The following is a 25,947-nucleotide window of genomic DNA, read 5'->3' as shown; positions in this document are numbered from 1 at the left end:
GAACTGTTCACGTCATCTTTTTCAACACTCACAGGAGGAGGGCTGTTATGAGAAGATGGGCTGCATTCGCAATGATGTTTGTCGTCTTCGTGATCGGGCTCGCCTTGATGGTGCCGGTGGGCCAAGCCGCAGACGCGGCCAAGGAATTGGCGGCGAAGTACATCCTGGCAACGGCTAAGGCTGCCAGAACGGTGTACGTCAAAGGTGTGGTGGCCGATGCGAGCAAAGGAGGCATGAAACCTGACGAAGATTGGGTGAAGGATGACCACGGTATGATGCTTCCAGCTCAATTCGTGAAAGAACTAGGAAAGGAAATTAAAGAATTTGATCTGTCCTTGGTGGGAACCGATCCCTTGTATGCGTCCAATGCACCGAAGAGCGCAAAAGAAAAAGAAATGTTAGCGGAATTAGCCAAAGGAAAAGAAAAAATAATGGTGACGGAAGATGGCGGGGCGACCGTTGGCATGTCCGCTGATTATGCTATCGCGGACAGTTGTGCCGATTGCCATAACAAACATCCTAAGACGACCAAAAAAGATTGGAAGAAGGGTGACTTTATGGGAGCCATTGTTGTCAGACTGAAATAATTTCATTTTAAGACTAATCGTCTTGAGAGAAGGCGGGGAGGGTGTAACAACCTTCCTCGCCTTTTTTTATTCCTACCCTGGGTTTTCTATTTGAAAAAGTACTTCAGGACCTTAAATTCGGTCATGGGTGTGCCGATAAGATGAGGTGGAAGAGAAAAAGGAAGCAGGAAGGCTGAAGGATATGGCGTTAAAGCGAATCGTCCATCCATTCACGCCTCATGAGATATTATTTTTCTTACTTTCCTTACCTATTGTTTCCAGTTCATTGACTTCCTAGAACGAAAATCCTCCAGCAAAAAATATGGCCATTGAAAGTCCATTTTGGAAGTCGCCTCCGTTTCGAATGACCATCCTTATGGCTTGTCTCTTTTTGGGTTCGTGCCGACAAGCGGAATAATGTGAAAGTACACAGACATTTGATGATGGTTACTTGCGGTCTGTTGGGTCATTGACTGGTGACGTATGTCACCAAAGAATGGCGTTTCGGGTGTGACCGGTTTGGGAGAACAGTCGGAAAATATTGGTCTTAGTCAATGCCGGTTTTTGTAGTTCATTCCGGCCTCGCGATGGCCACCATAGGATTGAGATCTACGAATATGATGGATGGAGACCGGAAGGTTCGAAATGGGACGGGGGTTGGAGCGATGGTGGGAGGAGTCTGTCGCCATCGTCGCCTTGAGCGTATCCTGCAATTGATCATTGCAGGAATCCTATTGACGATGTAGGTGCTCTATGGGCTGTTTTTATTGGTTTCCAGCGAATTGAACAGTGAGGGATGAGGAGTGAGAGGTCAGTCAAACGGCAAAGTTCTGATTGTTCACTTTTTACTTCTAATTGTTCTTTCCCTTCCCTTCGCTACCCGCTCCCCACTCGTGACATTGGCGTAATTGATCATAAAGGACAAGATGATGACGGCAATGTTGACTGACAAAGAATTTGAACTGTTTAAGCATCTGATTTATCAGCAGGTTGGTATCAAACTTGATGAGCCAAAAAAAACTCTCCTAGTGTCTCGTTTGGGAAAACGGCTTCGGGATCTCCACCTTTCCTCCTATCAAGCTTACTACGACTGCGTGAGTGGGGAAGGCGGGGAAGAGGAGTTGATTAAATTGCTGGATCTGGTGTCGACGAATAAGACCGAGTTTTATCGGGAGCCGGTGCATTTTGATTTTCTTCGGGACCAGGTTCTTCCAGAGGTGCAATCGTCCAAGACCCTGAGAATTTGGTCTTCTGCGTCATCTTCCGGTGAGGAACCCTATACGATTGCTATGAGCTTGTTTGATGCGATTACGGATATCAATCGATGGGACATTAAAATTCTCGCCTCGGATATTTCTACGCGGGTGTTGGCAAAGGCTTCTTCGGCTATTTATGAGGAAGAGCGGGTCAGTCAACTTCCCCATGATCTGGTAAAACGACATTTTCTCCGAGGGAAAGGTCCGCAGGCGGGGAAACTGCAGGTGCGCCCTCAGGTCGCGCGTCTTGTGGCCTTTCGACGGATAAACTTAATGGACCCGACATTTCCCATACGCAGTCAACTGGATGTGATTTTTTGTCGGAATGTCATGATTTATTTCGATCGTCCCACCCAAGCCAAGCTCATGGAGAAGTTTTTCCGGTATCTCCGTCCTGGGGGGTATTTATTTATCGGACATTCAGAAAGTTTGCAATGGATCGACCACCAATTTACGTATCTGCGCCCAACCATTTATCAAAAACCGGTCGGCGGGAAGAATAAGGTGTAAGGGGGTGAGAAGTGGAGAAGAAAACATTCAACTCGTTTTTTCTGGGCTTGACGGTTTACTTCTTAAGGTAAGGAAATTATGTCATCGACAGGATTGATGGAATTTGGACATATTCGCCGCATGCAGGATACTCGCTTTCCTTATGAAGTGGCCGTCATTCTCCCTGGTGAATATTTTGTGAGCCGGGAGCCCAAAGTCGTTTATACGGTGTTGGGCTCCTGTATCTCAGTGTGTTTGCGGGATCCACAGGCCGGCGTGGGAGGGATGAATCATTTCATGTTAGCGGCTCCTTCAAATACTGAAGGACATGATAATTGGGCCGATTCGGGACGATACGGCAGTTTTGCCATGGAAATGCTGATGAACGATATTTTCAAGAGAGGCGGAAAAAAGGAGCGACTCGAAGCGAAGGTCTTTGGTGGTGGGAAAATTTATGATGGCACCATTGATATTGGGGCCCAAAATGCCGCTTGGGCTCTCGCCTTTTTGGAGCAGGAGGGTCTGTCTCCTATCAAAGCGGATATCGGAGATGTCTGTCCTCGGAAGGTGTACTATTTTACCGATTCGGGGAAAGTGCTCATGAAAAAACTTGACCGTATCGTGGCCAGTGAGATTGCGAAGGAGGAGGGGCAGTATCGGAAGAAGCTTCAACATGCTCCTGTGCAATCGGACGTCACGCTATTTTGAGGAAAAAGTAAGACGGAAAGGATGAAGTCTCAGTCGGAAAAGAGATAAGGAAAAAAGCGTGAGGTGTGAAGTGGAAAGGCACTCTTCGTCATATCCGCAAATGGTTTGTGGATATTCATTCAAAAAGGGCTAAGATGGCTTCCGAGGAGACCTGGCAGGCAGGACCAAGCCTGTGCAAGGAAGAAGGGTTTCCATAGTAAGGAGTCTAGACAGGGGAAAAAGGAGGTCAGGGATTAACATGCTTCCGGTAAATTTTTTCTAGCTTCTGACTTTTCACACTTATAGTAGGGAATAATTTTGGCATAGAGGGGAACCGTATGAATGAGAAAAAAATACGCGTGTTGATTGTTGATGACTCGGCGTTAATTCGAAATGTCATGACGGAAATTTTAGCTCAAGATCCTGAAATTGAGGTGGTTGGGACGGCTCCTGACCCGTACGCCGCCAGGGATAAGATGAAGGCCCTGAATCCTGATGTGCTGACATTAGATGTGGAAATGCCAAAAATGGATGGGCTCACCTTTTTGCAGAAAATTATGGCCGCGAGGCCGATGCCGGTGGTGATGGTAAGTTCCTTAACTGAACAAGGAGCCGCGACGACCCTACAGGCTTTGGAAGCGGGGGCTGTGGACTTTGTGACGAAGCCCACAGTGGATATTCAGCATGGGCTTTCGGACTTAGCTCATCAAATTATCAGCAAAGTGAAGATCGCAGCCCTAGCCAGCGTGAAAAAACGCACTCCTCCTGCTGACTGCACTGAACGGATTAAAGCCCTGGCTGCCCAATCCGCGATGATTAAAACTACTGACACAATTATAACTATTGGTGCCTCAACGGGTGGGACCGAAGCGCTTCGGGAACTATTGGAAGTGCTGCCACCGAATACTCCACCCATAATTATGACGCAACATATGCCGGAGCAATTTACCAAATCGTTTGCGAACCGTCTGAATGAACTGTGCCAGATTCATGTGAAAGAAGCTCAGGAAGGTGATAGCGTCCTATCCGGGCAGGCCTTGCTGGCGCCGGGTAATTATCATATGGAACTTCGCCGAAGCGGTGCTCGCTATTATGTTTCTCTCAATCAATCGCCACCGGTCAACCGATTTCGTCCTTCTGTAGATGTTATGTTTCGATCAGTCGCGCGGTTTGCCGGGGGGAATAGTTTAGGGGTGATTCTGACCGGAATGGGGAATGATGGAGCTGGCGGTATGTTGGAAATGAAACAGGCAGGAGCCTACAACTTGGCCCAGGATGAAGCATCCTGTGTCGTATTTGGGATGCCAAAAGAAGCCATCAAGGCTGGAGGAGTCGACAAAATTCTTCCGTTACAGGACATCCCTGCGGCCATGCTGGCTCATTTAAAAATGTTGGCTCCGCGTTAAGGGGGGGCTCCCAGGTAGGTAAGGTCCCGAGACAGGGATACGATTGCCGGTTCAACGGTCCTTAGGATTCACCGAACATTGTGAGGCTGAATTCTTTTCTTTGTACAATTCGCCAAGGGGAGGTCGTTGAGGTCTGTACCTATAACTCGTAAGCCCACATCCCATTCCTTTCTTTTTGGCTTTGTTCAATTTCGATAGATGGCATGCTGCCTCTGTGTCTCACCTTTCCTGCAGGTCTGGAAAATGTGCAGCCCGATGTATGGGCTTTAATTGAGGAGCTTCCCTTGAATAGTGCGTATTCATTCGTTTCCTTATTAGCCTCATTATCAGTAGAAGCATAGTGGTCCCAGAAATTACCTTTGAAGATGTTGCCTATATCCGGAGTCTGGTCCGGGCGAAGGCCTCGATGGTTTTAGAGCAGGAGAAAAATTATTTAGTGCAATCACGCCTTGAGCCGTTTGCCAAACAGGAAGGCTTTGGATCAATGGCTGATCTGATTTCTCACCTCCGACAGACTGCCTATGGCCCATTACACAAGCGGGTTGTGGAGGCCATGACCATCAACGAAACAAGTTTTTTTCGAGATCTCCTTACATTTCAAGCACTAAAAAACCGGCTTCTGCCGGAAGTGATTCAAACAAATAGGGCTTCCAAGCATGTACATATTTGGTGCGGGGCCAGTTCCAGCGGACAGGAACCCTATTCAATTCTCTTGACGATTTTGCACCATTTTCCGGAACTGATGTCTTGGCATATTCGTTTGATTGCCACTGATTTTTCACAGGAAATGGTCAGACGTGGTCAGGAAGGTCGATATAGACCAATCGAAGTCAAGCGGGGTCTTTCTCCCTCTATGCTGAATACCTATTTTTTACGGCAAGGGATGGAGTGGCAGATTCGTGATGATGTGCGGGACAGGATCGAGTTTTATGAGATGAACTTGGCCGGTCTGTGGATGGTTCTTCCGCCAATGGATCTGGTGTTCATTCGGAATGTCATGATGTATTTCGATATGGAGACCCGGAAGGATATTCTTCGACGTATTCGAGGCATTCTCGCCCCTCATGGTTATTTGATTCTTGGAGCCACGGAAACGACGTTGGCCGTGGATGATCATTTTGAGCGTGTTCAGGTGAACGGCACGTCAGTGTATCGAGTAAAGAAGGATTAGTGGAGGGTGAAGTAATTTATTGTCCGATTTGCTCTGTGTGGTTCTGAGAACCAATTGTGAGGGGGTAGCGGAAACTATGGGCGGTAAAATGCCAAATTAGAGGCGACCGCAGTTTTTTATGAAGTAAAGCATTTGACGCTAAAGCCATTATGCAGGAGTGTTTAATTCTTTGCGAATCCTCACCGATAAGGTGAGTTGGACGATCACAGGATTGTCAAGGGGATTTCTTGGCATACACCATGGAGGAGTATATGAATGTGACGCAGGAAAAGAGTGAAAATGTCGTGATCGTGCATCTGGCGGGACGATTTGACTTTGGCGCAAGAAAAACCTTTAAAGACAGCTTAGGAGAGGCAATGAAAGAAGAGTTGCCGATTGTCTTAAATTTTGGAGAGGTATCGTTTGTAGATAGTTCCGCCTTGGGTATTTTGGTCATTGCCCATCAAACTCTAAAAAGTAAAAAAATCCCCCTTAGTCTGGTGAATCCCCAACCGTATGTTCGCCAGGTTTTAGATTTAGCCAATGTCGCCAAAATGATTCCCATTTATCAGGCAATTGGTGAAGTCCCTCAAATGGCCGTTGTGTCATCAAAGGTATAATCGTCATTTTCCTTTGCCGGCCTGAATTATTTCCCTCACTAATTGATTTTTGTTATGGATTGTGAAACGAAAGAGGTGAGCGTGAGGGGTAAGGATAAACCGTGAAACCAATGACAACGGTTTTCCACCATCCCAGCCGGTAGGTAGCGGGGTTCCATCCGTAAAAGCGAAGATGGATTCTTGATAAACAATATCGGGAATGCCGGCCTCTGTCAGAAGGCGTAGGGGCGAGGCGGGCAGTTCGGCTGACCTTTCATGCTTCAACCATTCAAGTATTAGCCATTCTTTCGGAGCGATCCCATCTATGACGACTCGAAAACGTCTCGCCTGTTCACAGATTCGTGCAGGCATGTATTTGGTAGGAATTCTCGATTCCTGGTGGAAGTCGCCGTTCTTTCTTCACCGCCGGCTCCTTTCTTCCCATGATGTGCAGCAATTGCTCGAGTCCGGCATTCATGAAGTCGAAATTGATACTGCCAAGGGGCTTGATATCCCGACCGATGCAGAATCCTTTCCTCACCCAGGCACCCTTGAGTGTCATTCGAAATTCAAGACGCCTTTCGATCAGGAAGAATCACCCGGCCATGAGTCCTCGCCATGCTCTCCAGAGATAACAGATGAGGAAGATGGCCATCAAGAACGGTTGATACGGTTGCGGGGGGATACGATTGCGGCCTTGGAAGACATGTTCGAGGGCGTCAAAACCGGTCAGGCCATTCCACATGTTGCGATGCAGGAAATGGTCAAGGCCTTTGTGGAAAAAGCCTTAGCCCACCCTACTGTGCTCGCCGAGATCATGCTCATTGAGCATCTTGAACAGTTTGATCCCACCCTTTACTCGCATGTTGTTGATACAGCCCTGTTGTCGATTTTAGTTGGCCTCCAACTCAAGTGGGAGGTGCCGCAACTTGAAGAGATAGCCGTCGCCGCGTTGTTACATGATGTCGGCTATATGCGGCTGCCTCTCAACCTGGTTCAGTCACGATGGGGGAGCATCGGGATTGATTATTCGTTGTTGCAGCAACATGTCGATATGGGAGTGGCGCTGATTAATAAACATTCGGAATTTTCCCAGAATATCGCTCATATGGTGCAGGAGCATCATGCCTATCTGGATGAATCAGGGTATTCCACAATTTTAGGGGGGAAACCGGTCTCGGATTCCGGAATTTTATTGGGACTCACCGATTATGTTGATGAGTTGCTCGCTGTGGGGAATGTCGGCGGATCATTTCCTGTGGCCTTAGCGATTCGGCGGGTCTACCAAGAAGCACAAAAGGGGAAGTTTCCGACGCGGTTTGTCGAAGCCATGATTCGTGTGTTGGGAGTGTATCCTGTGGGCACGGTAGTTCAACTTTCCACGGGTGAAGATGCCGTGGTGGTGAAGCAGAATCCTGAGATGAGCGTGAGACCACAAGTCAAAATTTTCAGGACATGCACCGGTGAAATTCTCAAGAATCCCGAGGTGAGAAATTTAGGGACTCATTCAGAATTAAAGTATGAAGTGAGGATTACGAAAGTGCTTGATTCTGCAGATCCTTCTATTAACCTTCGCGAAATTTGCAGCTAGCTCATGTGGTGTAACCCTCTCTTGTTTCAGACACTATGGGATGGTTTGATGGTTGGAGTGTGTCTGGTGGATCGGGAGGGCCAGCTCACCCATATGAATTTAGCCGGGTCCCGCCTGTTAGGGTGGGGAGCCGCTTGTCCCACAAATGTTTCGTGTCATGACCTATTGGAATGTCTGGTCCCCTATGACGAAGAACGAACAACCGTCTGCCCATTTTCCGGCTTACTCCTTGAAAAAAAGATGCTTTGGGTTCCGCGGACTCGTTTGCGAAGGCGGCAGGGAACATGGTGTTGGGTGGAATTGAAGGGCCTTGTGGTGGATGACGTGGAGGCTTCCGGATTCCTGTTGATGTTTCGAGATCTCAGTTCAGAAATGAAATTGACCGAAGAAACCCGCCGATTAGCGTCCATTCCAAAGGAAAATCCATTTCCGGTGATTGAAGTCGATTCGGCAGGACAACTTCTGTATGCCAATCCCGCCATGGTTCGCCTGATGGAGGAAGCCCATATTGGCCAGGACGGTTTTTCCACCGCCTTGCCGGATCGGTTTTTAGAGTTGGCTGAGCGTTGTTTGTCCCAAAAACATCTGGAGATGCATTACGAAGTGAGTGTTGGGGAGAGACAATATTCGTGGACATTCGCTCCCCATGCCGATTTGGGTCTACTCCGTGGGTATGGCATGGATATCACGGAACCCAAGCGAGCCGCAGAGGAATTGTCCGACTTTGCGGATACCTTGGAAGCGAAAAACCATGAACTGGATCAGGCGTTAATGAAGGCTGAATCTGCTACCCGTGCCAAGGCAGCGTTCCTGGCTGTGATGAGTCATGAAATTCGCACTCCTTTAAACGGAGTGATTGGTATGGCGGAGGTTTTGCTTGCGTCCTCTCTCAATCACGAGCAACAGGAATGTGTCAACATTATCCGTATCTCCGGTGAGGGGTTGCTGACCATCATTAATGATATTTTGGACTTTTCAAAGCTTGAGTCCGGTCAATTGGCCCTGGAAAACATTGGGTTCAATTTGACGTCTTTATTTGAAGAGGTCGTTGATTTGTTTTCCGAGCGGGCTCATCGAAAGGGTCTGGATTTGGCTGCCTATGTCGACCCGGATGTGCCCTCCCAGCTGTTTGGCGATCCTCATCGTTTGCGACAGATTCTTTGTAATTATCTTTCCAATGCTCTCAAATTTACGATGAAGGGATCTGTCCTTCTGCGTGGTTCACTGATTCATCCATTGAGTTCCGAATGTGATGATTCTATGAATGGGATTAATCAACTTTCCGGTGATACCGACGAAGAGACTTGGTTGTGGATTCACTTATCTGTACAAGACACTGGCCTTGGTATGTCAGAAGAGGTTCAGGAAAAAATTTTTCACGTGTTCACCCAGGCGGATAGTTCCATGAGTCGAAGGTTTGGGGGGTCCGGTTTGGGCTTAGCGATTTGCAAGCAGTTAGCGGAGCTGATGCACGGGATTGTCGGGGTGAAGAGTCAACCAAATCAGGGATCAACATTTTGGTGTGACATTCCCTGTCGGGCATCACGGACAGCTCATTTTCCTAGTACGAAGGGCTTATCGGTTGCGGGCAAGGAGGTCTGGGTGATCGGTCCCCAGGAATCGTCAGGGTGGGTGATGACGAAGTTTCTTGATGAAGTTGGTGTCAAGGTCGTGCAGATCGACAGCATGCAAGAGGCGATTACCTTATACAAAAGTGCTCAAGAATCGGACGGGCTCGTCGCGGGTGTTATTCTGAGTGATCGACTGGAAAAATCGGCTATTCATGAATGGTTTGAACGATTGCAATCCTCTTCGCTGTTTCATGGCGTTAAAGTTTGGGGTATGAAGCCATTTTGGTATCGCAAGGATAATGAAGAAACCAGTGTGAGGTTTGACGGGATGATCACGCTTCCCTTGCACCGTAAGCAATTTTTTCACTGTTTATTCGGCCAATCGGAGCATCCCGGACCGTCAAATTTTCCGAGAATGACTGAGCCACATCCCGTTGAAATAGTGCAGAGATCGATTGGGGTTCTCGAGCAGCCCTTGCTCAATAGCCAAGCCGGACCTTCGGTGTTGGTCGTGGAAGATAATCCAGTGAATCAACGGGTCGCAGCCGGCATGTTAGGCAAACTCGGGTGTCAGGTGATCATCGTGGACACGGGAGCCCAAGCTTTGACTTTATTGAAAGAGTCATTTGTGGATTGCATTATAATGGACTGGGAACTCCCCGACATGGATGGGTTGGCCATTACACAACGGATTCGGGAATTGGAGCATGCTGGAGCATTGGTTCATACAGCTCCGTATTGGCATCGCCATCATGGTCCGGCTACGCCTCCGGTACTCCATATTCCGATTGTTGGGATGACAGCTCATGTGCTTTCTGGGCATGGGCAACAATGCTTGGAGAACGGTATGGATGCTTGTCTTTTTAAGCCGGTTCATTTACGAGATTTTGAACGAATACTCCAGCGATGGGTAGGGTTTGCTCCCAATGGCATGGATTCGTCCTCATCTAAGATTTATGCTGCCGAAATGGCAGGGATTCATTCGGTTGCCACCAAACAGTCCGTCACTGCTCACCAGGAGAGAACTTCTCCCCAGTGCCCGGCCAACAGAGAATGTTATAACGTCTCTGGCGCGTTGGAAGCTCTGGAGGGGGATGAAGAATTGCTGTATTCCTTGTTCCACATTTTCAATGCCACAGCCCCGGACCTAATTAAAGGGATGCATCAAACCATTCATTTGCAGAATCGTCAAGAGCTCAAAAGGCTTGCTCATCAGATGAAGGGAGCGCTGAATGCGGTGCACGCCATGCATGAAGGGAAGGAAGCGGAACAACTCGAACTCACGGCTGCCTCGGCAACATTTTCACACCTGGATTCAACGGTACATGTATTAGAGCAAATGATCAAACAGTTGATCCGTGAATTTGAACGCCTGATTGCCCTTCAAGGAGAAAAGGATGGGCGGTCTTCCGAAACCCTTTCTCACAAGAAGAGAGGTTCACAGAATGACCATGGCACAAAGGGTGAAACAAAAGGGTGAGGTAAACACAATTTCCTACTATCTGGGAAGAAGTCTCAAGTTTCCACATGATCAGTCCGATACCACAAACATTACAGACCAAACTCTAATGAGGGTGCCACGATGAAAGATTTGCTGACCTTAAGTGAAGTGTCGACGTTTTTGAAAGTTCCAAAATCGACCATCTACAAGTTAGCGAGAGAACGTCGACTCCCAGGGCATAAGGTAGGAAAACACTGGCGTTTCGTTCGGGAAGAAATCGAAGCCTGGGTTCAAAATGCCGGAGGAGATTCGGTGATGGTTGGTGCTGGGTCTCAACAGGGGGTTCGGGACCGGTTTAGTTTGAATTAACTTCTCGCTGAAGGCCTTTGACTCTCTCGCGAGAGGAAAGGCCGAGAGCCACGGGAATGACCTGCTCATATTCTGAGGGCAAGATGCCCCGGAATGAGCAAGGCCCTTTTTAGATAAGCATTGAAACTTTCAACTCATTCATTTCTGGATCTCTCCTCTGCTCACTAAAATTCTTTCTCTCCTTTCCCATCATTTCTGTCTAGTTGTTCTTGACCCTACGTTGTCAATTGTTTTGGGTATTGGCTGAATTCCGGTATCACGGATGTCAGAAAAAAATGCGTAAGGTCGAAACACCCTTTGGAGAAGGCTTACATTCATCTAAATATAAGAACAGGGGCCGACCTGTGAATTTCCAGAGACGGCTAAAGATCGCAGAGAAGTTAACCGAATTTCGAATATGCCACGTTATGATCATCACCATATGCTCGTGTACTGTTAAATAAGAATTTTCATTGGTTGGAAAACCCGAAATTGCCTGGGATTCCATGCCCCAAGGCGTAAGGAGCGCATCATGATTGATACCGGGATGAAAGTGCTGGTGGTAGACGATATGTCTACCATGCGTCGAATTGTTAAAAACGTGTTACGGCAAATCGGCTTTTCGGACATTGTGGAAGCTGAAAACGGGCAGGACGCTTTGACGAAATTAAAGGCCGGTGGTTTTGGATTGGTGGTGTCGGATTGGAATATGCCCGTGATGCAGGGTATTGAGCTTTTGCGGGCGGTTCGTGCCGATGCAGAATTGAAAACGCTTCCGTTTCTGATGGTCACGGCTGAAGCGCAAAAGGAAAACTTAATTGAGGCAGTCCAAGCCGGGGTCAGCAACTATGTCGTCAAGCCGTTTACCGCAGAAGTCTTACAAGGAAAATTAGAAAAAATATTTGCCAATGTTCAGCCGGTAAAAACGTCATAACGGGGAAGGACATCCTCCGAATATAACGATATAAAGGAGAATCTTATGCTCGTGGATCGGATGATTGAGGCCGATGTGCCAGGCGATGAAGACATATCCGAAGAGGGCTTAGATGAGAAGCGTTCGATTAAAGCGGAGATGGAAGAGTTGGCCAAGTATGTTGAAGTGATTACCCAAACAATCCGGGAAATGGAATCTCCGGTGACTTCCACTTCCGATCAACTGCCTCAAGCCACATCACATTTACATGATCTTGCCAAGATGACAGAAGACGGAACGCATAAGGTCCTCAACTTGACAGAAGAACTGGAACGAAACCGGGAGGTGGTTCAACATCATTTGGAACAATTACGGGCTAATGTGGCGGGGAGAGCGGTTAAGGATCTTGATGCAATTTTGGCTTTGGTGAAGTCGGATGAAGGACGATTGATAAATATTCATGTGGCACTGTCTTTCCAGGATCTTGTGGCCCAACGCGTGGCAAAGCTCGTGACGATTTTAAATGAAATCCAACATAAATTGTTAAAGTTGGTGGTCATTTTTGGGATTCAGCAAAAGAAGGGTGGAGCCGGTTCATCGAGTGAAGGACGGGGGTATGAAATCCTTCGCCAGCTGGAATCATCCAAGACAACCGCTCTTCAACAGGATCTGGTAGATAGCATTATGTCCGAATACGGAATGTCCTAATGGGTATGCACGAATGCTCAGCGCAACGTCTCAGGGTGTTCGATGGCTTTAAAAAAGTCTAGGATCTGTAAACAGGTGATCGATGAATGACGAAATGAAAGAAATCCTCAACGACTTTTTGGCTGAAAGTTCAGAAATGCTGGAAGCCCTGGACCAGCATTTCGTAAAGTTGGAAACGGAGCCATCCAACACCGAACTGCTTAACGAGATTTTCCGGTGTATGCACAGTATGAAAGGATCCGCCGGCTTTTTGGGGTTTACCCATTTGGTGGAAGTGGCGCATCAAGCTGAGAGTTTGTTGAACAAGTTGCGACAGGGTGAGATGACGGTTTCTCCGTTCATCATCGATATCATTCTGGAAGCTGTGGATGCCGTGAAAATGCTCCAAACCGATATTCGGGAGACCGGAGGAGATTCTCATGTCGAGACCCAGGGCATTGTGAATAAATTGGCGTTAACAATGGATAGCGCCGACGATCTGATGCTGTCTGTCTCGCCTCCCAAAAAAGCAGGGATGGACACCATCCCTTACACTCCTTCTCCACCTCCGGCAGAGATAACGACGTCTTTTATGGCTGAGCCCCCTGATACCTCTTCCTTGTCTTCTCCTTATGAGGAGCCGCACTTTGAAGGACCGGAAGGGGTTGAAGGGGTACCGGAGCCTGCGGTTGTTTCTGAGGGTCCAGTTGGATTGTCGGATGTATTACATAAAATGAAAGAAGCGACGACCCGAACTGCCCAGGCCGCTAGTGCTCCGGGTTCCAAGCTATCAGGCGGTAAGGAAGAAGATCAGACCGTTCGAGTTGAGACCAAACGATTAGACCATGTCATGAATCTGGTAGGAGAATTGGTGTTGAATCGCAACCGTCTTATGAAACTGGGGAATGGCCTGGAAGAGCAAGATGAGATCAATCCCGCTCTCCGGGAATTAAATATGACATTGGCGCAACTCAATCTGGTGACCTCTGATTTGCAATTGGCGGTGATGAAAACACGTATGGTTCCTATTCGCAAGGTGTTTTCACGATTTCCCAGGTTGGTCCGGGATTTGGCCGGTAAGCTGGGGAAGCAAGTGCGATTGGAATTAGTGGGAGAAGATACCGAAGTCGATAAGTCCGTGGCCGACGAATTAAGTGATCCATTAGTCCATTTGGTGAGAAATTCGATGGACCATGGCTTGGAAACGGCCGCCGACCGGAAACAACACGGGAAAAGCCCTGAAGGGTATGTGCGATTGTCGGCCCAGCAGGAAGGTAACAGTATTGTGATTCGGATTGAGGATAATGGGCGTGGCTTACAAGTGGAGAAAATTGCTGCAAAAGCCCTGGAAAAAGGTCTGGTGGCTCAATCCGAACTCGATTCCATGAGTCCCCGAGAAATCATGAATCTAATTTTTCTTCCAGGGTTTAGTACGGCGGACCAAGTGAGTGATGTGTCAGGGCGTGGCGTGGGCATGGATGTGGTGCGAACCAATATCAGCCGGATGAATGGGAGTTTGGAGCTAGATTCCGATCCGGGTCAAGGGAGTCGCGTGACGATCAAGCTTCCGCTGACCGTGGCTATTATTCAAGCGCTCATGGTAGAGGTGGAATGCGCCACATTTGCTATCCCGCTGGCTTCCGTGGTCGAGGCCGTCAAAGTCACCAAAGATGAAATTAAAAGTATCAACCGACAGGCGGTGTTAAACCTCCGTGAACGGATTCTACCCCTGTTGGATCTTGGTGAAACCTTTCATATTCCTAGGGACCGAACTGATGAGGAATGCTATGTGGTAGTCGTAAAGGTCGGTGAACAACAGTTTGGAGTTGTGGTGAATCGATTGCGGGCACAAGAGGAGGTTGTGATTAAATCATTGGGGGAATTTTTGGCAAACGTGAAGTGCGTGGCGGGAGCAACCATTACCGGGGATGGCAAAGTGGTGTTGATTCTGGATATGGCCGATCTTGTGCGGGAAGTGCAGGCGTCAACGTATGCCGGTATGCGCTAATTCGTCAAACGTGAGTTGGATCTGAGTGGTCAAAGAATTTTTGGAGACGGACGGACAGCGACTCAAAGATGAAGATTGGACGAATGATACCTCCTGGGTTGAATGGAAGTTTGAGGAGACCGTAATGGCAAAATGGATGGCCGAAATTGACCAACGTACCGGACTAGCCGGTGCCAATAAGATGGAACTATTAATGTTTCATTTTGGGACTAATGAGACCTACGGAATAAATGTGTTTAAAATTCGCGAGGTCATGAAACTCCCGCCTGTGGTGAAAATTCCCGACTCTGATCCTCGAATTCTGGGTCTGGTGAACCTTCGTGGAGAAAATATTGCCTTAGTGGATTTGAAACAGGCGATTGGACTTGGACCGTTGGATCCAGTTGGCGCGAAGTTGATCATTGCGGAGTATAACGATAACAAACAAGGATTTTTGGTCTCGGGCGTTGATCGGATCATTCGTATGTCGTGGGAACGTATTCAAATACCTCCACCGATGGTCCAGTCGAGCCGGCAGGGGGCGGTCACGGCTATTACCAAATTGGAAGATGGCCGAATGGTGTTAATTTTGGATGTGGAAAAGGTCTTGGCCGAGCTGCATCCACGAAGTGAGGAAGAGGTTTTCGTTGGCATTGAACTGCACGAGGAATTAGCCGGGAAACGAGTGTTAGTTGCCGATGACTCGCTGGTGGCCAGAAAACAAATTACCAAAACGTTGGAACGACTGGGCATGAAATACGAAGAAACACAAACGGGAAGAGAGGCGCTCACCCGATTACGACAGTATGCGGAATTGAGTGACAAAACGGAGCGCACCATTTTTGATTTTGTAGTGGGTGTGATTACCGACATCGAAATGCCGGAAATGGATGGGTTTTCCCTGACGAAGGCTATCCGTGAAGATCCCCGATTGCAGGGCCTTCCGATCTTGATGCATTCCTCCTTGTCCGGCCAGTGCAATGTGGACAAAGGCAAGGCTTTGGGTGTGACAGATTATGTGACCAAATTTCATCCAACGGACCTTCGGGACAAATTGGTTGAACATCTTGGAAAGACTTAGGGATTCGTGGGTCGGTTTTAAAGAGAAAACGTCTCGTTGGAGGGGATGAAAAGATTTTACTACCATCTGACGAGACACATGAAACGTGTATTAAGAGGATACCAATGATGAAAGCGACGTGGAATGTAGGCATTACAACAAAATTAGTCTGGATTCTCGTGTTTTTTTCGTTGATTCCTCTGAGTGTTCAGGTCTATTCATTGTTTCAGACTGCAGAGGTTTTGAAAAAGGAGGTTGGAGTCCAGTACCAAGAGCTGGCAGAAGTGATTGTTGAAAAAATTCACCTCTATCTCGCTGAGCGGGCTGCGGATGCTCAAATTCTGAGTCGGAGTACGTTCTCTGGTGTTCCGGAGCAATTGGGACAAGCTGTGAGTCCCGCATACGAATTAGTGCAGGCCTTGAATACGTATGTTCAGGCAACCGGGATGTACTCTCTGGTTCAAGTGGTAGATCTGGATGGAAATTTGATCGCTGTGAATGATCATGATGCAGAAGGCCTGCCTCTTCAGACGGAGGAATTGTATGGAAAAAATTATCGATCCACTCCGTGGTTTCGTGCCCTCCGAGGTGCCGGAGAGAGGGCCCGCACTACAGAGCCTTCTTCAGGAAGCAATGTGAGCGGAGAGGTCTTTGTGGAAAGCGTCATGCTAGATCTGGATGTGCAGGCACTCTTTCCTCGAGAAAGTGGTTTGACGATTGGGCTCTCTGTTCCTCTCTATGCTCAGGGCCGAGTAGTTGGGTATGGGAGCCATCGTATGAAGTTTTCAAAGATTGAAGCCTTTTTTAAAGAGGCATACCAGGATTTAAAAAAAGCCGGGTTTCCTCATGCGGAGCTTATCCTGCAGGATGACCAAGGTATGACCCTGCTGGAATATGCTCCGGCTGTCTATGGAACCGAAGAAGTGACTCACGATTTCGACAATGTGGTGTTTACGGCCAATCTGGCTCAGCTGGGACTTGATGCGGCACAATCCGCTGTTCGGGGACAATCCGGAAACGCCAGGAATTTTCATCCCGGAAAACAGACGAATCAAGTGATTGGGTTTAGTCCGATGTCCGGGGGAGCCCGATCTTTGGGACTGCATTGGTCGGTATTGGTGGAAGTTCCAGAGGATGAAGCGTTCAGTCATGTCAGCAGTCTGACAAACAAAACTCTGTTGGAGATGCTGGTGGGCCTTCTCGTGGTGGTCCCCATTGGGATTTTTATGGGAAGGAAAGTGGTGAGCCGATTGAAACCTGTGTGGGAAGTAGCGGCGAAGGCCTCGAAGGGGGATTTGACCCACCGGGTTCCCGTGAAGACGCAAGACGAACTCGGACAAATGGGTTTGGCTCTGAATAACTTGTTGGATGAATTAAGTCGGATGCTCCTGCAAACCCGGAACGTCGCTCACTCCCTGTCTCAAGCGTCGGTCCAATTGTCATCGGTTGGTCATCAGGTCGTTCAGGCCAGCCAATCACAAGTTCACCAAGCCACTCAGGTGGCGGCGGCGGTGGAAGAAATGTCTGCCACTGCTAATGATATGGCCCGTCATACACAGGCCCTGGCTTCGACGGCTACAGGAGTCAATGATTCAGCCGTCCGGGGTGGAGATGTTGTAGTCTCTTCTATTCATGGGATGGAATCGGTTTCAAGCCGGATACAGGAATCCGCCGGCCGTATTCAGAAATTAGGGCAACGCTCCAAAGATATCGGGGACATTATTGGAGTCATTGAAGATATTGCGGAACAGACGAATCTGTTGGCGCTCAATGCCGCCATTGAAGCGGCCAGGGCAGGAGACCAGGGACGAGGGTTTGCTGTGGTTGCCGATGAGGTTCGGAAGCTAGCCGAGCGAACGGGGAAGGCCACAAAGGAAATTGCGACGGTCATCGAATCGGTACAGGCTGGAACTCACGAAGCGGTTCGTTCGATGGAAGCGGGTACGGAGGAAGCGCATTCCGGAATGGCGCTGGCCAGAGAAGCCGGAAATCGATTGACGGAGATTGTGCAAGGGGTTCAACGGGTGGTGGATATGATTCAACATTTTGCCGAATCCACGAAGCAACAGTCTGCGGTCTCCGGACAAATCTCTTCCAGTATTCAACAGGTGGCGCAACTCAGCCAGGATAATGAAAGCCACATTCAGGGAGTGGCCACAGCCACCAAGCAGTTTGCGGCATTGGCAGATGACCTTCAAACATCCCTTAGTCGCTTTACGTTAAAAAGGTAAAGACATTGTTTGTTCGATGTGTCTCTCGTGAAAGAAGTGTATGCAGCGTTTAAGGATCGGTCCTAAATTCGTATTAATTCTGGGGACGCTAGCCGTCGGATTAATTGTCTGTAGCCTAGGGGTGATTTACGAACTAGAGTTTGGCCGGTTGCAGATGATTTTGGAAGAACAAGGAAGGATTATTCAAGCCCAATTTGAAGTCACGAGAGCCTATATTGCCAAAAACTATGTGGGAAAATTAAAACAATCGTCCATGGGTCCCAATCTGCATGTGTCTCGTGATCATGAGCAAGATTCCGATGCCATCCCTTTTCCCGCCACTGCCATACAGGAAATCGGCCAGGATTTGGGGGTGGTGGGAGTGTATCAGGCACGGCTCGTCAGCGATCGGCCGATGAATCCCGCCAATGCACCAAAAGATAACTTTGAACAAAAAGCTCTTGAGCGAATTAAGAATGGAGAGAAAAGTGTCAGTGAAATTGAGACGATCAACGGGGTTCCCACTTTTCGACGGGCGAGCGCGGATGTGGCTACCGTCGAAGCTTGTATAAGTTGTCATGGCGGGAAAAAATTGGGAGATGTGCTTGGTGTGTTGTCCCTTTCGATTCCGATAACCCAGGCCAAAGAGGCAATGGTCAGTTCGGTGCTCCATTCAGGAATGTGGATGATCGGGATCATCGTCATTTTCCTGGGTGCGGTGTACTGGCTGGTTTATCGGCTTGTCCTGCAACCTCTTCACACCTTAATGGGCATCTCTCGTGCCATTGCACATGGCGAAGGTGATCTGACGAAACGAGTGTCAGTTGGAAAGGGATCCGATGAATTCGTGGAACTCAGTCACGATCTCAATTCGTTTATTGTAAAAATGCGGTTGGCGGTGTCGTCTGTCAAGCATGTGACAAACCGTCTTGTGGGTTCCACTATGCAGCTTTCCACGACGGCGGATGAAGTTGTTCAGGCTGCTGAAGGACAAACTACTCGCGTGATTCAATCAGTTTCCACCGTGCAAGAAGTGTCAAGAAATGCGGGAGAAGTGGAGCAAAGTTCCATAGAAGCTGCACGCCTTGCTCAGGAAACAGCCAAAGCTGCGCGAGGCGGACAGGAAGAGATGAACCAAACCGTGATGGGCATGCAACAGATTTCTCTTGCGGTGGTGCAGGCCGCAAATATTATTACTGCACTCGGGCGGTCTTCGGACCAAATTGGAAAAATCGTCAACGTGATTGAAGATATTGCGGATCAGACCAATTTATTGGCACTCAATGCGGCCATTGAGGCTGCGAGGGCGGGTGAACAGGGGCGAGGGTTCGCTGTGGTTGCCGATGAAGTGCGGAAATTAGCAGAACGGACAACCAAGGCGACTAAAGAAATTGGTGATATGATCCGGCAGATTCAGAAGGATACGCGAAGTGCTGTTTTATCAATGGATCAAGGTACAAGCCAGGTTGGCCTTGGGGTGGTGTTAGCCAATAAAACCGGAGAAGCCTTGGCGAACATTCATTCTATGATCAATGCTACGGTGGGGATGATTCAACAAATTGCCAATGCTACAAAAGAGCAATCCACGGCAACGCGACAAATTTCCAGCGATTTACAATATATGACCCAAACAACCCGTCAGACAACCAGTGGAGTTTTTCAGTCGGCTAAAGCTTGTCATGATTTGCGATTGATGGCCGGGGATCTTCAGAAGTTGGTCGGATCAATTAAAGTGTAACTCAAGGATCCCCATGCCCGGTGATGGTCAAACAGTCCTAATGGCTGGAAGGGGGGTTCTGGTTGATCGAATCGTTGACCCCTGGTGACTGGTCGGTTGAGTTGGAAGGAGGTAATTTCTTCTTGTCGACAACCTGTTCAAGCATGCTGACCGAATCTTTGAGTAAATCCGCCGCGCAGGCCAAGGTGACATGTAATTGTTTCCAGGCCTCATCCCAACGGCCTTCAAGTTGAAGGTCCTGGAAACGTCGATGTTGGTCTTGCAGAATGGCTTTTTTTGCATCAAGGAGTAACCGATCGGCTTGTGAGCTGGCGAGTCTGTCCATGTAATGAATCCTTTATTTAGAGCCATGCAAATGAAGTAATAATGCTGTTCACCCTATCAGAGCAGTTCTTGAAGCCTCAAGGTTTGGATAATAAAGGTTGGTGGAAAATGTGTTGACTTATGCGAGATTGCTGTAGATTCTTACCTGCCTCAAAGAGAGACTATCGGCTGTTGATGGAAAACAATGGGAATCAATAACGTTCAAGTAGGAATTTCATGGCGGACGGAAGAATATGGTTGAACTCTCGGAAATTCCATCGATCAAAAAGGAACTGTCCGTAGGGAGAAAAGTGATGCCACGGAAAGCGGGGTCAATCAGGCGGTTGGTTGCGTGGATGGGCCAGGTACTTGAAGGAATTGGAGAAATAAAAGGCCCTGGCAATGTTGTGTAGGCATCGGCTCTCCCAGGGTCGGAACGGGGCATGAGAGAGACTCTTGACACGTCTGGAGGGACACAAGTCATGCAGAATACTTTGACGAAGGTATTACCTCATGATGATTTTGAGGAGGACAGTGGAGTGGTTCTCCAAATGGTAAGTTTTCAGTTGGGGGATGAAGTCTTTGCTATTGACATCTTGGTGGTTCAGGAAATTATTCGTATGCTGGATATTACCCAGGTTCCCAATGCCCCTCATTATGTGGAAGGGGTCGTAAATCTGCGTGGAAAAGTCATCCCCATTATTAATCTTCGGGTTCGCTTTGGTCTGGCCGGGACTGAACCCACCAAGGATACTCGAATTGTGGTCGTGGAAATCGCGCATATGATTTTAGGATTTATCGTTGATTCTGTCGAAGAAGTCTTACGTCTGTCCGAAGAATGTATTGAACCCCCACCCCCTACTAGTCGAGGAGGTGCTGAGGAATGTCATAAAGGGGTAGGGCGGGTGAATGGGTGCCTGGTGTTGTTGCTGGACCTTGAACGGTTGTTTAGTCATCGGTCCTTTGCCTAAGGAAGAGTGGTCCATCATGGATATTTTATCGGTATTGGGCATCCTGCTTTCGCTGGGCGCCATTGTAGGCGGACAACATTTGGAGGGCGGGCATTTAAGCTCCATTCTCCAAGGGACAGCCTTTTTGATTGTGATGGGGGGCACGTTAGGGGCGGTGATGCTGCAATTCCCTCTTCCAATTTTCCTGAAAGCTCTTTCCAGTGCCAGCATGGTGTTTGGAAATGTGAGTGTGGATATGAAGGGCATTATTGCCAAAATTGTGGAGTTATCAAATATCAGCAGAAAACAGGGACTTTTGGCTTTGGAAGGGCAAATTAAAACCTTGACGGATCCCTTAATGGCCAAAGGGGTGCAACTGGTGGTCGATGGGACGGAGCCGCACAAAATAAAGGAAATTCTGGAAGTGGAAGTCGAAATTTTTGAAGAAGAATTTGGGACGACGAGCAAGGTCTATGAAGCGTTCGGCGGATATGCGCCGTGTGTGGGGATTATTGGCGCCGTACTGGGGCTGATTCATGTGATGGAAAACTTGGCCGATCCCTCAGCATTGGGTGGCGGGATCGCGGTTGCATTTGTAGCCACGGTCTATGGGGTGGGAGCTGCCAACCTCTTGTTTCTTCCTATGGGTAATAAAATCAAGTTAAAGGCTAAAACTTTGATCATCGCGAAAATAATGGTGATTGAAGGCCTTGTGTCCGTGGCCCAAGGGGAAAATCCACGAATGATTGAGGAGAAGTTAAGTGGATTTCTATCCTCGGCGGAGAAAAATAAAAAGTAAATGGCTGACGGCCGGGCAGTTGGGGTGAGGGGCGTGTGAAGAAAAAACACGAGGAACATGAAAATCATGAACGATGGCTGGTCTCGTATGCGGATTTTATTACCTTGCTGTTTGCTTTTTTTGTGGTGATGTATTCAGTTTCGTCTGTCAATGAAGGAAAGTTCAAGGTCCTCAGCGAATCACTAGTGAGCTCCTTTAACAACAAAAAGACCGTAGGGGAACTTTCAATTGTGAATCTTCCCATAAACAAAAATATCCCCATTCAGGTTAAAACGAAATCTTCTTCAGGGGAAAATGCCGGGGCCTTCCTAAGCGTGGCCAATGCCATTACTGCAGCGAACATTCCTCAAGGGGTGCAAATCACCACGACGGAACGTGGGTTGAATATTCGGATCAAAGACGATGCGTTATTTCAAAGTGGAAGTGCCAGGCTGAATCCACAAATCATAGAGTTTATTGATCTCCTTGCCGGACTTGTCAAAGAGTTGCCCAATCGTATTTCCGTTGAAGGGCATACGGACAATCAGCCGATTCGATCGTCTCTGTATCCCTCGAATTGGGATCTTTCTACTGCCAGAGCCAATACCTTGGTCCGCTATTTGATCGACCAACATCATCTTGCTGATTACCGATTGTCTTCAACCGGCTATGCAGGGACCCGGCCTGTTGAGTTAAATGATACACCACAGGGACAAGCCTCTAACCGTCGAGTAGAACTCATTGTGCTGAGGGATATCCGTTCCGACACCGAGTTCTCACACCCCTTCCTTCCTTAGAAAATACTCCACAATTCGACCACAATTTCAGAACACCAGTTGACCCGATTTGGGCCTTTCGCTAGGCAGGATCAGGCCTATAAGGAAAGTAATGCCGGGAGGTGCCGTGTCGTGTGCGGGATGCCAACGCCTGGTTGTTTTAGATCTGAAAGGTTCAATAGGCAACAATTGCCAGTTCGAGCTCACTGGTTCCGGGTTTATGGAATGAATGCTATCCCTCCGTAGAAAAACGTTCCACTCCGGTCTTTCTTCCGATCAAAACCCGTCTCCTTCTCCTATTGGCACATGCGTTGCAGAATTTCTCAAGTATTCACGTTAAGGAGGAAGCCATGAACCGAGGTATCTATCCGCCCTTAGCCGGGGCGATTACGCTTGAACACCGCATGGAAGTCCTTTCTCATAATATTGGGAATGTGAATACAACAGGATTTAAAAAGGACAAGCCGGTCTTCGCAACCATCCTGGGACAAACCTCAGGGCCTTCCGTGGCCGGAATAGATTTGTTTCCCCTGATGGATGCGCTTCCCCCCGACCGATCGCAAGGCACCTTGTATCAGACGGGGGAACCGTTAGATATAGGGCTGGAGGGTGAGGGGTTTTTGGTCGCCCAAACATCAGATGGATTGCGGTATTACCGTGGCGGAAAATTGTATCGAAATGTAAACGGAAACTTAGTGACCCATACCGGGGATCCACTTATGGGAAAGAAAGGGCCCATTACCCTTCCTCCTGGTGAGGTCATGGTTGGCGCTGATGGAACACTTTCCGTCAATAATCAGGTTGTAGACAAGTTACGGTTGGATAGGATTGCGGATGGACAAGAAACAGCCAAGGTGGGCAATTTGTTCTGGACCGTTCCAGCTCAGACCGTTCCGGATAAGCAGACAACGGTGCATCAAGGCATGTTGGAACAATCCAATGTCAATCCGTCCCTGGATATGGTTGAGTTAATCAAAGTGACCAGAGAATACGAACAAATGCAAAAAGCGATTAAAGCCATGGATGAACTAGCCGCCCAAGCCATACAAGCAGGCCGGGTTCAAGGGTAAACCGAATCAGGGATGAGGAATGTCCCAGGCCCTATGGCTGTATGAATAGTTTCTCGGGGTGAGCGAATACAGATAAAAAGGGGGAGCAACCACAATGATTCGAGCGATGCATACCGCATCAACAGGCATGTTTGCCCAACAACTTAATATTGACACGATTGCGAACAACCTGGCCAATGTAAATACAACAGGGTTTAAACGAAGTCGCGCAGAATTTGCGGATCTTCTTTATCAAATTTCCCGTTTGCCTGGAGCGAGTGCTTCGAATGTTGGAGTCTTTCCTGTGGGGATGCAGGTCGGATTAGGTGTGAGGCCGGTCACCGTGGCAAAGGAGTATGTGCAAGGAAGTCTCAAGCAAACGACGAATCCGTTGGATTTGGCGATAGAAGGGGTGGGATTTTTTCAAGTCACACGCCCGGATGGGACCACGATGTATACGCGGGCTGGATCCTTTAAACAAGACAGTACGGGTAATGTGGTTTCGGGTGACGGCGATCAGCTCATCCCGAGCATTACCATTCCGTCCGGAGCACTCCAAGTGGATATTGGGCAGGATGGAACGGTGTCCGCCTTGCTGCCCGGGGTGTCCCAAGCCACCCAGGTAGGGCAAATCCAATTGGTCCGATTTGATAATCCGTCTGGTTTGATTGCACAAGGTAATAATTTATTTTCAGAGAGTTCGTCTTCAGGTCCTGCACAACAGGGGACACCTGGCTTTTCAACCGGCTTTGGAAATATCCAGCAAGGATTTCTTGAAATATCTAATGTGAATATTGCCGATGAAATGGTCAATATGATCATTGCCCAACGGGCCTATGAACTGAATGCGAAAGCCATTCAGGCATCGGACGATATGATGCAGGTTGTTAACGGACTCAGACGTTAGAGGGTAAGACTTTGAAGATCATCATGATATTTCTGGGATTGTTCCTGTGCGGGAATGGGTGGGGGACACTTGGAGGAATGTCCTGGGCGGAAGGACCGGTCTCACCAACACCTGTTCGTCCGGATAGTCAGTCGTTGGATGGAAGAGATTTCGAACGGGTGATCCTGGCGGAACTGAAGCGCCGCTATGGACGTTCGCAGCACCAGGTGTCGTTTCGGGTATTGTTTCCCAAGCAAGGGGTTGAGGTTCCCAATGGAAAAATCCACCTTGAGATTGGAGATTGGTCAGGGGGCGGGAGGACAGGACGACGTGCCTTTCGAGTCGGTATTTTTGTGAATCAACAATTTCTGCGAACGGTAAATGTTGTGGGGGAGGTGAAGGCCCAAGTCGAAGTGGCGACACCAATACGCTGGTTGAAACCCAAAGAGGTTGTGACCGGCGAGGACCTGTCTGTGATGCTGGTGGATGCCCCTTCACTGACACATGATTTTATTCTTGATCTTGACGAAGTGATAGGGAAACAGGTCTTACGCCCATTACCACCACGACAACCGATACGAAAAATCATGTTGGACTATCCGCCGATGATTCATAAAGGCGATCGGGTGATGATTGAAGTCAGGGGTGATGGGTTGCTGGTTCAAACCGTAGGAATAGCCAAAGCGGCTGGTAAAAAAGGGGAAACCATTCCTGTCAAAAATCAGACATCGGGCCGGGAGGTGTTGGGTACCGTTTTGGCATCGGGACTCGTGGAGGTTGGATTTTGAGCAATGACGTGTTGAGGGCGAAGTCTTGGGCGTGGGGAGTCCTGTTGCTGGCAGTCGTATTTGGCGGGGTCGGATGCGCCAAGGAAAAGACGATTAGACAGGTCGAAGCTGAGTCGAATCTTCTTGAAAAGAGTCCGCCATCCTCCATGGGGTCCCTCTGGGACCCGGGGAACGGCCGAGCGTACATGTTTGAAGATAGGCGAGCGGGTCGAATCGGGGACATTGTGGTCGTGCAAATTGTCGAACAACACAAGGGCTCCAAAAAAGCCAATACGACAGCAGACCGGGATTCCAGCCTGTCAGCTGGAGTAAGCGGGGGATTGTTCGGGATTAACTCCCTCAGCCAGAAGTTTGCAGAATATTTTAATATTGATGCTGGGACTTCCCATGAATTTGAGGGTGACGGATCGACGAGCCGGGAAGATACCTTGACGGGCACCATTGCCGCCAATGTCATTGAAGTCTTTCCCAACGGTGACCTCCGGATTCGGGGGAAACGGGAGGTCACGGTTAATAGTGAAAAGCAAACAATGACCATTAAGGGCATTGTCCGCCGGATCGATCTGGATACGCAAAACATGGTCTTGTCATCTAAAGTTGCCGATGCAGAAATTTCCTATACCGGATTAGGAGTGGTGGACGATGTTCAGAGACCGGGGTGGGCCACCAGGATTTTTGACTGGTTGACGCCGTTTTAAGGTATTTGGGGATGAGTTCA

Annotated in this window: 24 protein-coding genes; 23 read left to right on the top strand and 1 reads right to left on the bottom strand. The window is 48.5% G+C overall.

What is annotated here, in order from left to right:
- Positions 1–47: 47 nt before the first annotated feature.
- From LX98_RS11020 to LX98_RS10945, 16 genes are all read left to right on the top strand, one after another.
- Positions 48–587 (top strand): c-type heme family protein, encoded by a 540-nt coding sequence (locus LX98_RS11020; RefSeq protein WP_496428945.1) that lies wholly within the window; start codon positions 48–50, stop codon positions 585–587.
- 533 nt (positions 588–1,120) lie between these two features.
- Positions 1,121–1,312: a hypothetical protein gene (locus tag LX98_RS11015; protein ID WP_496428944.1), complete on the top strand. Its 192-nt coding sequence runs from the start codon at positions 1,121–1,123 to the stop codon at positions 1,310–1,312.
- A gap of 192 nt (positions 1,313–1,504) precedes the next feature.
- Positions 1,505–2,332: a CheR family methyltransferase gene (locus LX98_RS11010; RefSeq protein ID WP_496428943.1), complete on the top strand. Its 828-nt coding sequence runs from the start codon at positions 1,505–1,507 to the stop codon at positions 2,330–2,332.
- A 78-nt stretch (positions 2,333–2,410) separates the two neighbouring features.
- Entirely contained in the window at positions 2,411–3,019 is a 609-nt protein-coding gene (locus LX98_RS11005) for a chemoreceptor glutamine deamidase CheD (RefSeq protein ID WP_496428942.1), read from the top strand.
- A gap of 317 nt (positions 3,020–3,336) precedes the next feature.
- A complete protein-coding gene (locus tag LX98_RS11000; RefSeq protein WP_496428941.1) occupies positions 3,337–4,404 on the top strand; it encodes a chemotaxis-specific protein-glutamate methyltransferase CheB in 1,068 nt (355 codons plus the stop codon).
- Positions 4,405–4,744: 340 nt separating this feature from the next.
- Entirely contained in the window at positions 4,745–5,575 is an 831-nt protein-coding gene (locus LX98_RS10995) for a CheR family methyltransferase (protein ID WP_496428940.1), read from the top strand.
- Positions 5,576–5,826: 251 nt separating this feature from the next.
- Entirely contained in the window at positions 5,827–6,174 is a 348-nt protein-coding gene (locus LX98_RS10990; protein WP_496428939.1) for an anti-sigma factor antagonist, read from the top strand.
- A 304-nt stretch (positions 6,175–6,478) separates the two neighbouring features.
- Positions 6,479–7,744, top strand: coding sequence for a DUF3391 domain-containing protein (locus tag LX98_RS10985; protein WP_496428938.1), 1,266 nt, complete (start codon positions 6,479–6,481; stop codon positions 7,742–7,744).
- A gap of 3 nt (positions 7,745–7,747) precedes the next feature.
- Positions 7,748–10,795: a histidine kinase dimerization/phospho-acceptor domain-containing protein gene (locus LX98_RS10980; protein WP_496428937.1), complete on the top strand. Its 3,048-nt coding sequence runs from the start codon at positions 7,748–7,750 to the stop codon at positions 10,793–10,795.
- Between the two features lie 102 nt (positions 10,796–10,897).
- Entirely contained in the window at positions 10,898–11,125 is a 228-nt protein-coding gene (locus LX98_RS10975; protein ID WP_312640577.1) for a helix-turn-helix domain-containing protein, read from the top strand.
- 511 nt (positions 11,126–11,636) lie between these two features.
- Positions 11,637–12,038 (top strand): response regulator, encoded by a 402-nt coding sequence (locus tag LX98_RS10970; protein WP_496428936.1) that lies wholly within the window; start codon positions 11,637–11,639, stop codon positions 12,036–12,038.
- Positions 12,039–12,083: 45 nt separating this feature from the next.
- A complete protein-coding gene (locus tag LX98_RS10965; RefSeq protein ID WP_496428935.1) occupies positions 12,084–12,725 on the top strand; it encodes a protein phosphatase CheZ in 642 nt (213 codons plus the stop codon).
- A gap of 82 nt (positions 12,726–12,807) precedes the next feature.
- On the top strand, positions 12,808–14,712 hold the full coding sequence (locus tag LX98_RS10960; RefSeq protein WP_496428934.1) for a chemotaxis protein CheW: 1,905 nt from the start codon (positions 12,808–12,810) through the stop codon (positions 14,710–14,712).
- Positions 14,713–14,836: 124 nt separating this feature from the next.
- Positions 14,837–15,772 (top strand): chemotaxis protein CheW, encoded by a 936-nt coding sequence (locus LX98_RS10955; protein WP_496428933.1) that lies wholly within the window; start codon positions 14,837–14,839, stop codon positions 15,770–15,772.
- 104 nt (positions 15,773–15,876) lie between these two features.
- Positions 15,877–17,982 carry a methyl-accepting chemotaxis protein gene (locus LX98_RS10950; protein WP_496428932.1) on the top strand — a complete coding sequence of 702 codons (2,106 nt, stop codon included), beginning with the start codon at positions 15,877–15,879 and terminating at the stop codon, positions 17,980–17,982.
- Between the two features lie 40 nt (positions 17,983–18,022).
- A complete protein-coding gene (locus LX98_RS10945; protein ID WP_496428931.1) occupies positions 18,023–19,699 on the top strand; it encodes a methyl-accepting chemotaxis protein in 1,677 nt (558 codons plus the stop codon).
- A 37-nt stretch (positions 19,700–19,736) separates the two neighbouring features.
- Here LX98_RS10945 and LX98_RS10940 read toward each other — a convergent pair whose 3' ends face one another.
- Complete coding sequence (locus LX98_RS10940; RefSeq protein WP_496428930.1) at positions 19,737–20,024, bottom strand: hypothetical protein; 288 nt, start codon at positions 20,022–20,024, stop codon at positions 19,737–19,739.
- A 460-nt stretch (positions 20,025–20,484) separates the two neighbouring features.
- On the opposite strand from LX98_RS10940, the gene LX98_RS10935 reads away from it, so the two are divergent.
- The 7 genes from LX98_RS10935 to LX98_RS10905 all read left to right on the top strand — a co-directional run bounded on the left by LX98_RS10935 (position 20,485) and on the right by LX98_RS10905 (position 25,927).
- Positions 20,485–20,973 carry a chemotaxis protein CheW gene (locus LX98_RS10935; protein WP_496430593.1) on the top strand — a complete coding sequence of 163 codons (489 nt, stop codon included), beginning with the start codon at positions 20,485–20,487 and terminating at the stop codon, positions 20,971–20,973.
- Between the two features lie 16 nt (positions 20,974–20,989).
- Entirely contained in the window at positions 20,990–21,751 is a 762-nt protein-coding gene (locus LX98_RS10930) for a flagellar motor protein (RefSeq protein WP_312746791.1), read from the top strand.
- A 35-nt stretch (positions 21,752–21,786) separates the two neighbouring features.
- On the top strand, positions 21,787–22,527 hold the full coding sequence (locus tag LX98_RS10925; RefSeq protein ID WP_496428929.1) for a flagellar motor protein MotB: 741 nt from the start codon (positions 21,787–21,789) through the stop codon (positions 22,525–22,527).
- A 329-nt stretch (positions 22,528–22,856) separates the two neighbouring features.
- On the top strand, positions 22,857–23,576 hold the full coding sequence (locus tag LX98_RS10920; RefSeq protein ID WP_496428928.1) for a flagellar hook-basal body complex protein: 720 nt from the start codon (positions 22,857–22,859) through the stop codon (positions 23,574–23,576).
- 94 nt (positions 23,577–23,670) lie between these two features.
- Positions 23,671–24,462, top strand: coding sequence for a flagellar basal-body rod protein FlgG (gene flgG, locus LX98_RS10915; RefSeq protein ID WP_312640596.1), 792 nt, complete (start codon positions 23,671–23,673; stop codon positions 24,460–24,462).
- Between the two features lie 23 nt (positions 24,463–24,485).
- On the top strand, positions 24,486–25,229 hold the full coding sequence (gene flgA / locus LX98_RS10910) for a flagellar basal body P-ring formation chaperone FlgA (protein WP_496428927.1): 744 nt from the start codon (positions 24,486–24,488) through the stop codon (positions 25,227–25,229).
- Positions 25,226–25,927, top strand: a complete 702-nt coding sequence (locus LX98_RS10905) for a flagellar basal body L-ring protein FlgH (RefSeq protein ID WP_496428926.1) — start codon at positions 25,226–25,228, stop codon at positions 25,925–25,927. Before flgA ends, LX98_RS10905 begins: the two co-directional genes overlap by 4 nt.
- The last annotated feature ends 20 nt before the right edge of the window (positions 25,928–25,947 follow it).

It is taken from the genome of Nitrospira marina (assembly GCF_059568365.1).
The sequence above is the reverse complement of the archived record's forward strand: the minus strand, read 5'-3'. Positions and strand labels throughout refer to the sequence as shown.

Coding starts and splice junctions, on each gene's coding strand:
- LX98_RS11020 (WP_496428945.1), top strand. CDS start 48: ATGAGAAGATGGGCTGCATTCGCAATGATGTTTGTCGTCTTCGTGATC.
- LX98_RS11015 (WP_496428944.1), top strand. CDS start 1,121: ATGCCGGTTTTTGTAGTTCATTCCGGCCTCGCGATGGCCACCATAGGA.
- LX98_RS11010 (WP_496428943.1), top strand. CDS start 1,505: ATGTTGACTGACAAAGAATTTGAACTGTTTAAGCATCTGATTTATCAG.
- LX98_RS11005 (WP_496428942.1), top strand. CDS start 2,411: ATGTCATCGACAGGATTGATGGAATTTGGACATATTCGCCGCATGCAG.
- LX98_RS11000 (WP_496428941.1), top strand. CDS start 3,337: ATGAATGAGAAAAAAATACGCGTGTTGATTGTTGATGACTCGGCGTTA.
- LX98_RS10990 (WP_496428939.1), top strand. CDS start 5,827: ATGAATGTGACGCAGGAAAAGAGTGAAAATGTCGTGATCGTGCATCTG.
- LX98_RS10985 (WP_496428938.1), top strand. CDS start 6,479: ATGACGACTCGAAAACGTCTCGCCTGTTCACAGATTCGTGCAGGCATG.
- LX98_RS10980 (WP_496428937.1), top strand. CDS start 7,748: ATGTGGTGTAACCCTCTCTTGTTTCAGACACTATGGGATGGTTTGATG.
- LX98_RS10975 (WP_312640577.1), top strand. CDS start 10,898: ATGAAAGATTTGCTGACCTTAAGTGAAGTGTCGACGTTTTTGAAAGTT.
- LX98_RS10970 (WP_496428936.1), top strand. CDS start 11,637: ATGATTGATACCGGGATGAAAGTGCTGGTGGTAGACGATATGTCTACC.
- LX98_RS10965 (WP_496428935.1), top strand. CDS start 12,084: ATGCTCGTGGATCGGATGATTGAGGCCGATGTGCCAGGCGATGAAGAC.
- LX98_RS10960 (WP_496428934.1), top strand. CDS start 12,808: ATGAATGACGAAATGAAAGAAATCCTCAACGACTTTTTGGCTGAAAGT.
- LX98_RS10955 (WP_496428933.1), top strand. CDS start 14,837: ATGGCAAAATGGATGGCCGAAATTGACCAACGTACCGGACTAGCCGGT.
- LX98_RS10950 (WP_496428932.1), top strand. CDS start 15,877: ATGATGAAAGCGACGTGGAATGTAGGCATTACAACAAAATTAGTCTGG.
- LX98_RS10945 (WP_496428931.1), top strand. CDS start 18,023: ATGCAGCGTTTAAGGATCGGTCCTAAATTCGTATTAATTCTGGGGACG.
- LX98_RS10940 (WP_496428930.1), bottom strand. CDS start 20,024: ATGGACAGACTCGCCAGCTCACAAGCCGATCGGTTACTCCTTGATGCA.
- LX98_RS10935 (WP_496430593.1), top strand. CDS start 20,485: ATGCAGAATACTTTGACGAAGGTATTACCTCATGATGATTTTGAGGAG.
- LX98_RS10930 (WP_312746791.1), top strand. CDS start 20,990: ATGGATATTTTATCGGTATTGGGCATCCTGCTTTCGCTGGGCGCCATT.
- LX98_RS10920 (WP_496428928.1), top strand. CDS start 22,857: ATGAACCGAGGTATCTATCCGCCCTTAGCCGGGGCGATTACGCTTGAA.
- flgG (WP_312640596.1), top strand. CDS start 23,671: ATGATTCGAGCGATGCATACCGCATCAACAGGCATGTTTGCCCAACAA.
- flgA (WP_496428927.1), top strand. CDS start 24,486: ATGATATTTCTGGGATTGTTCCTGTGCGGGAATGGGTGGGGGACACTT.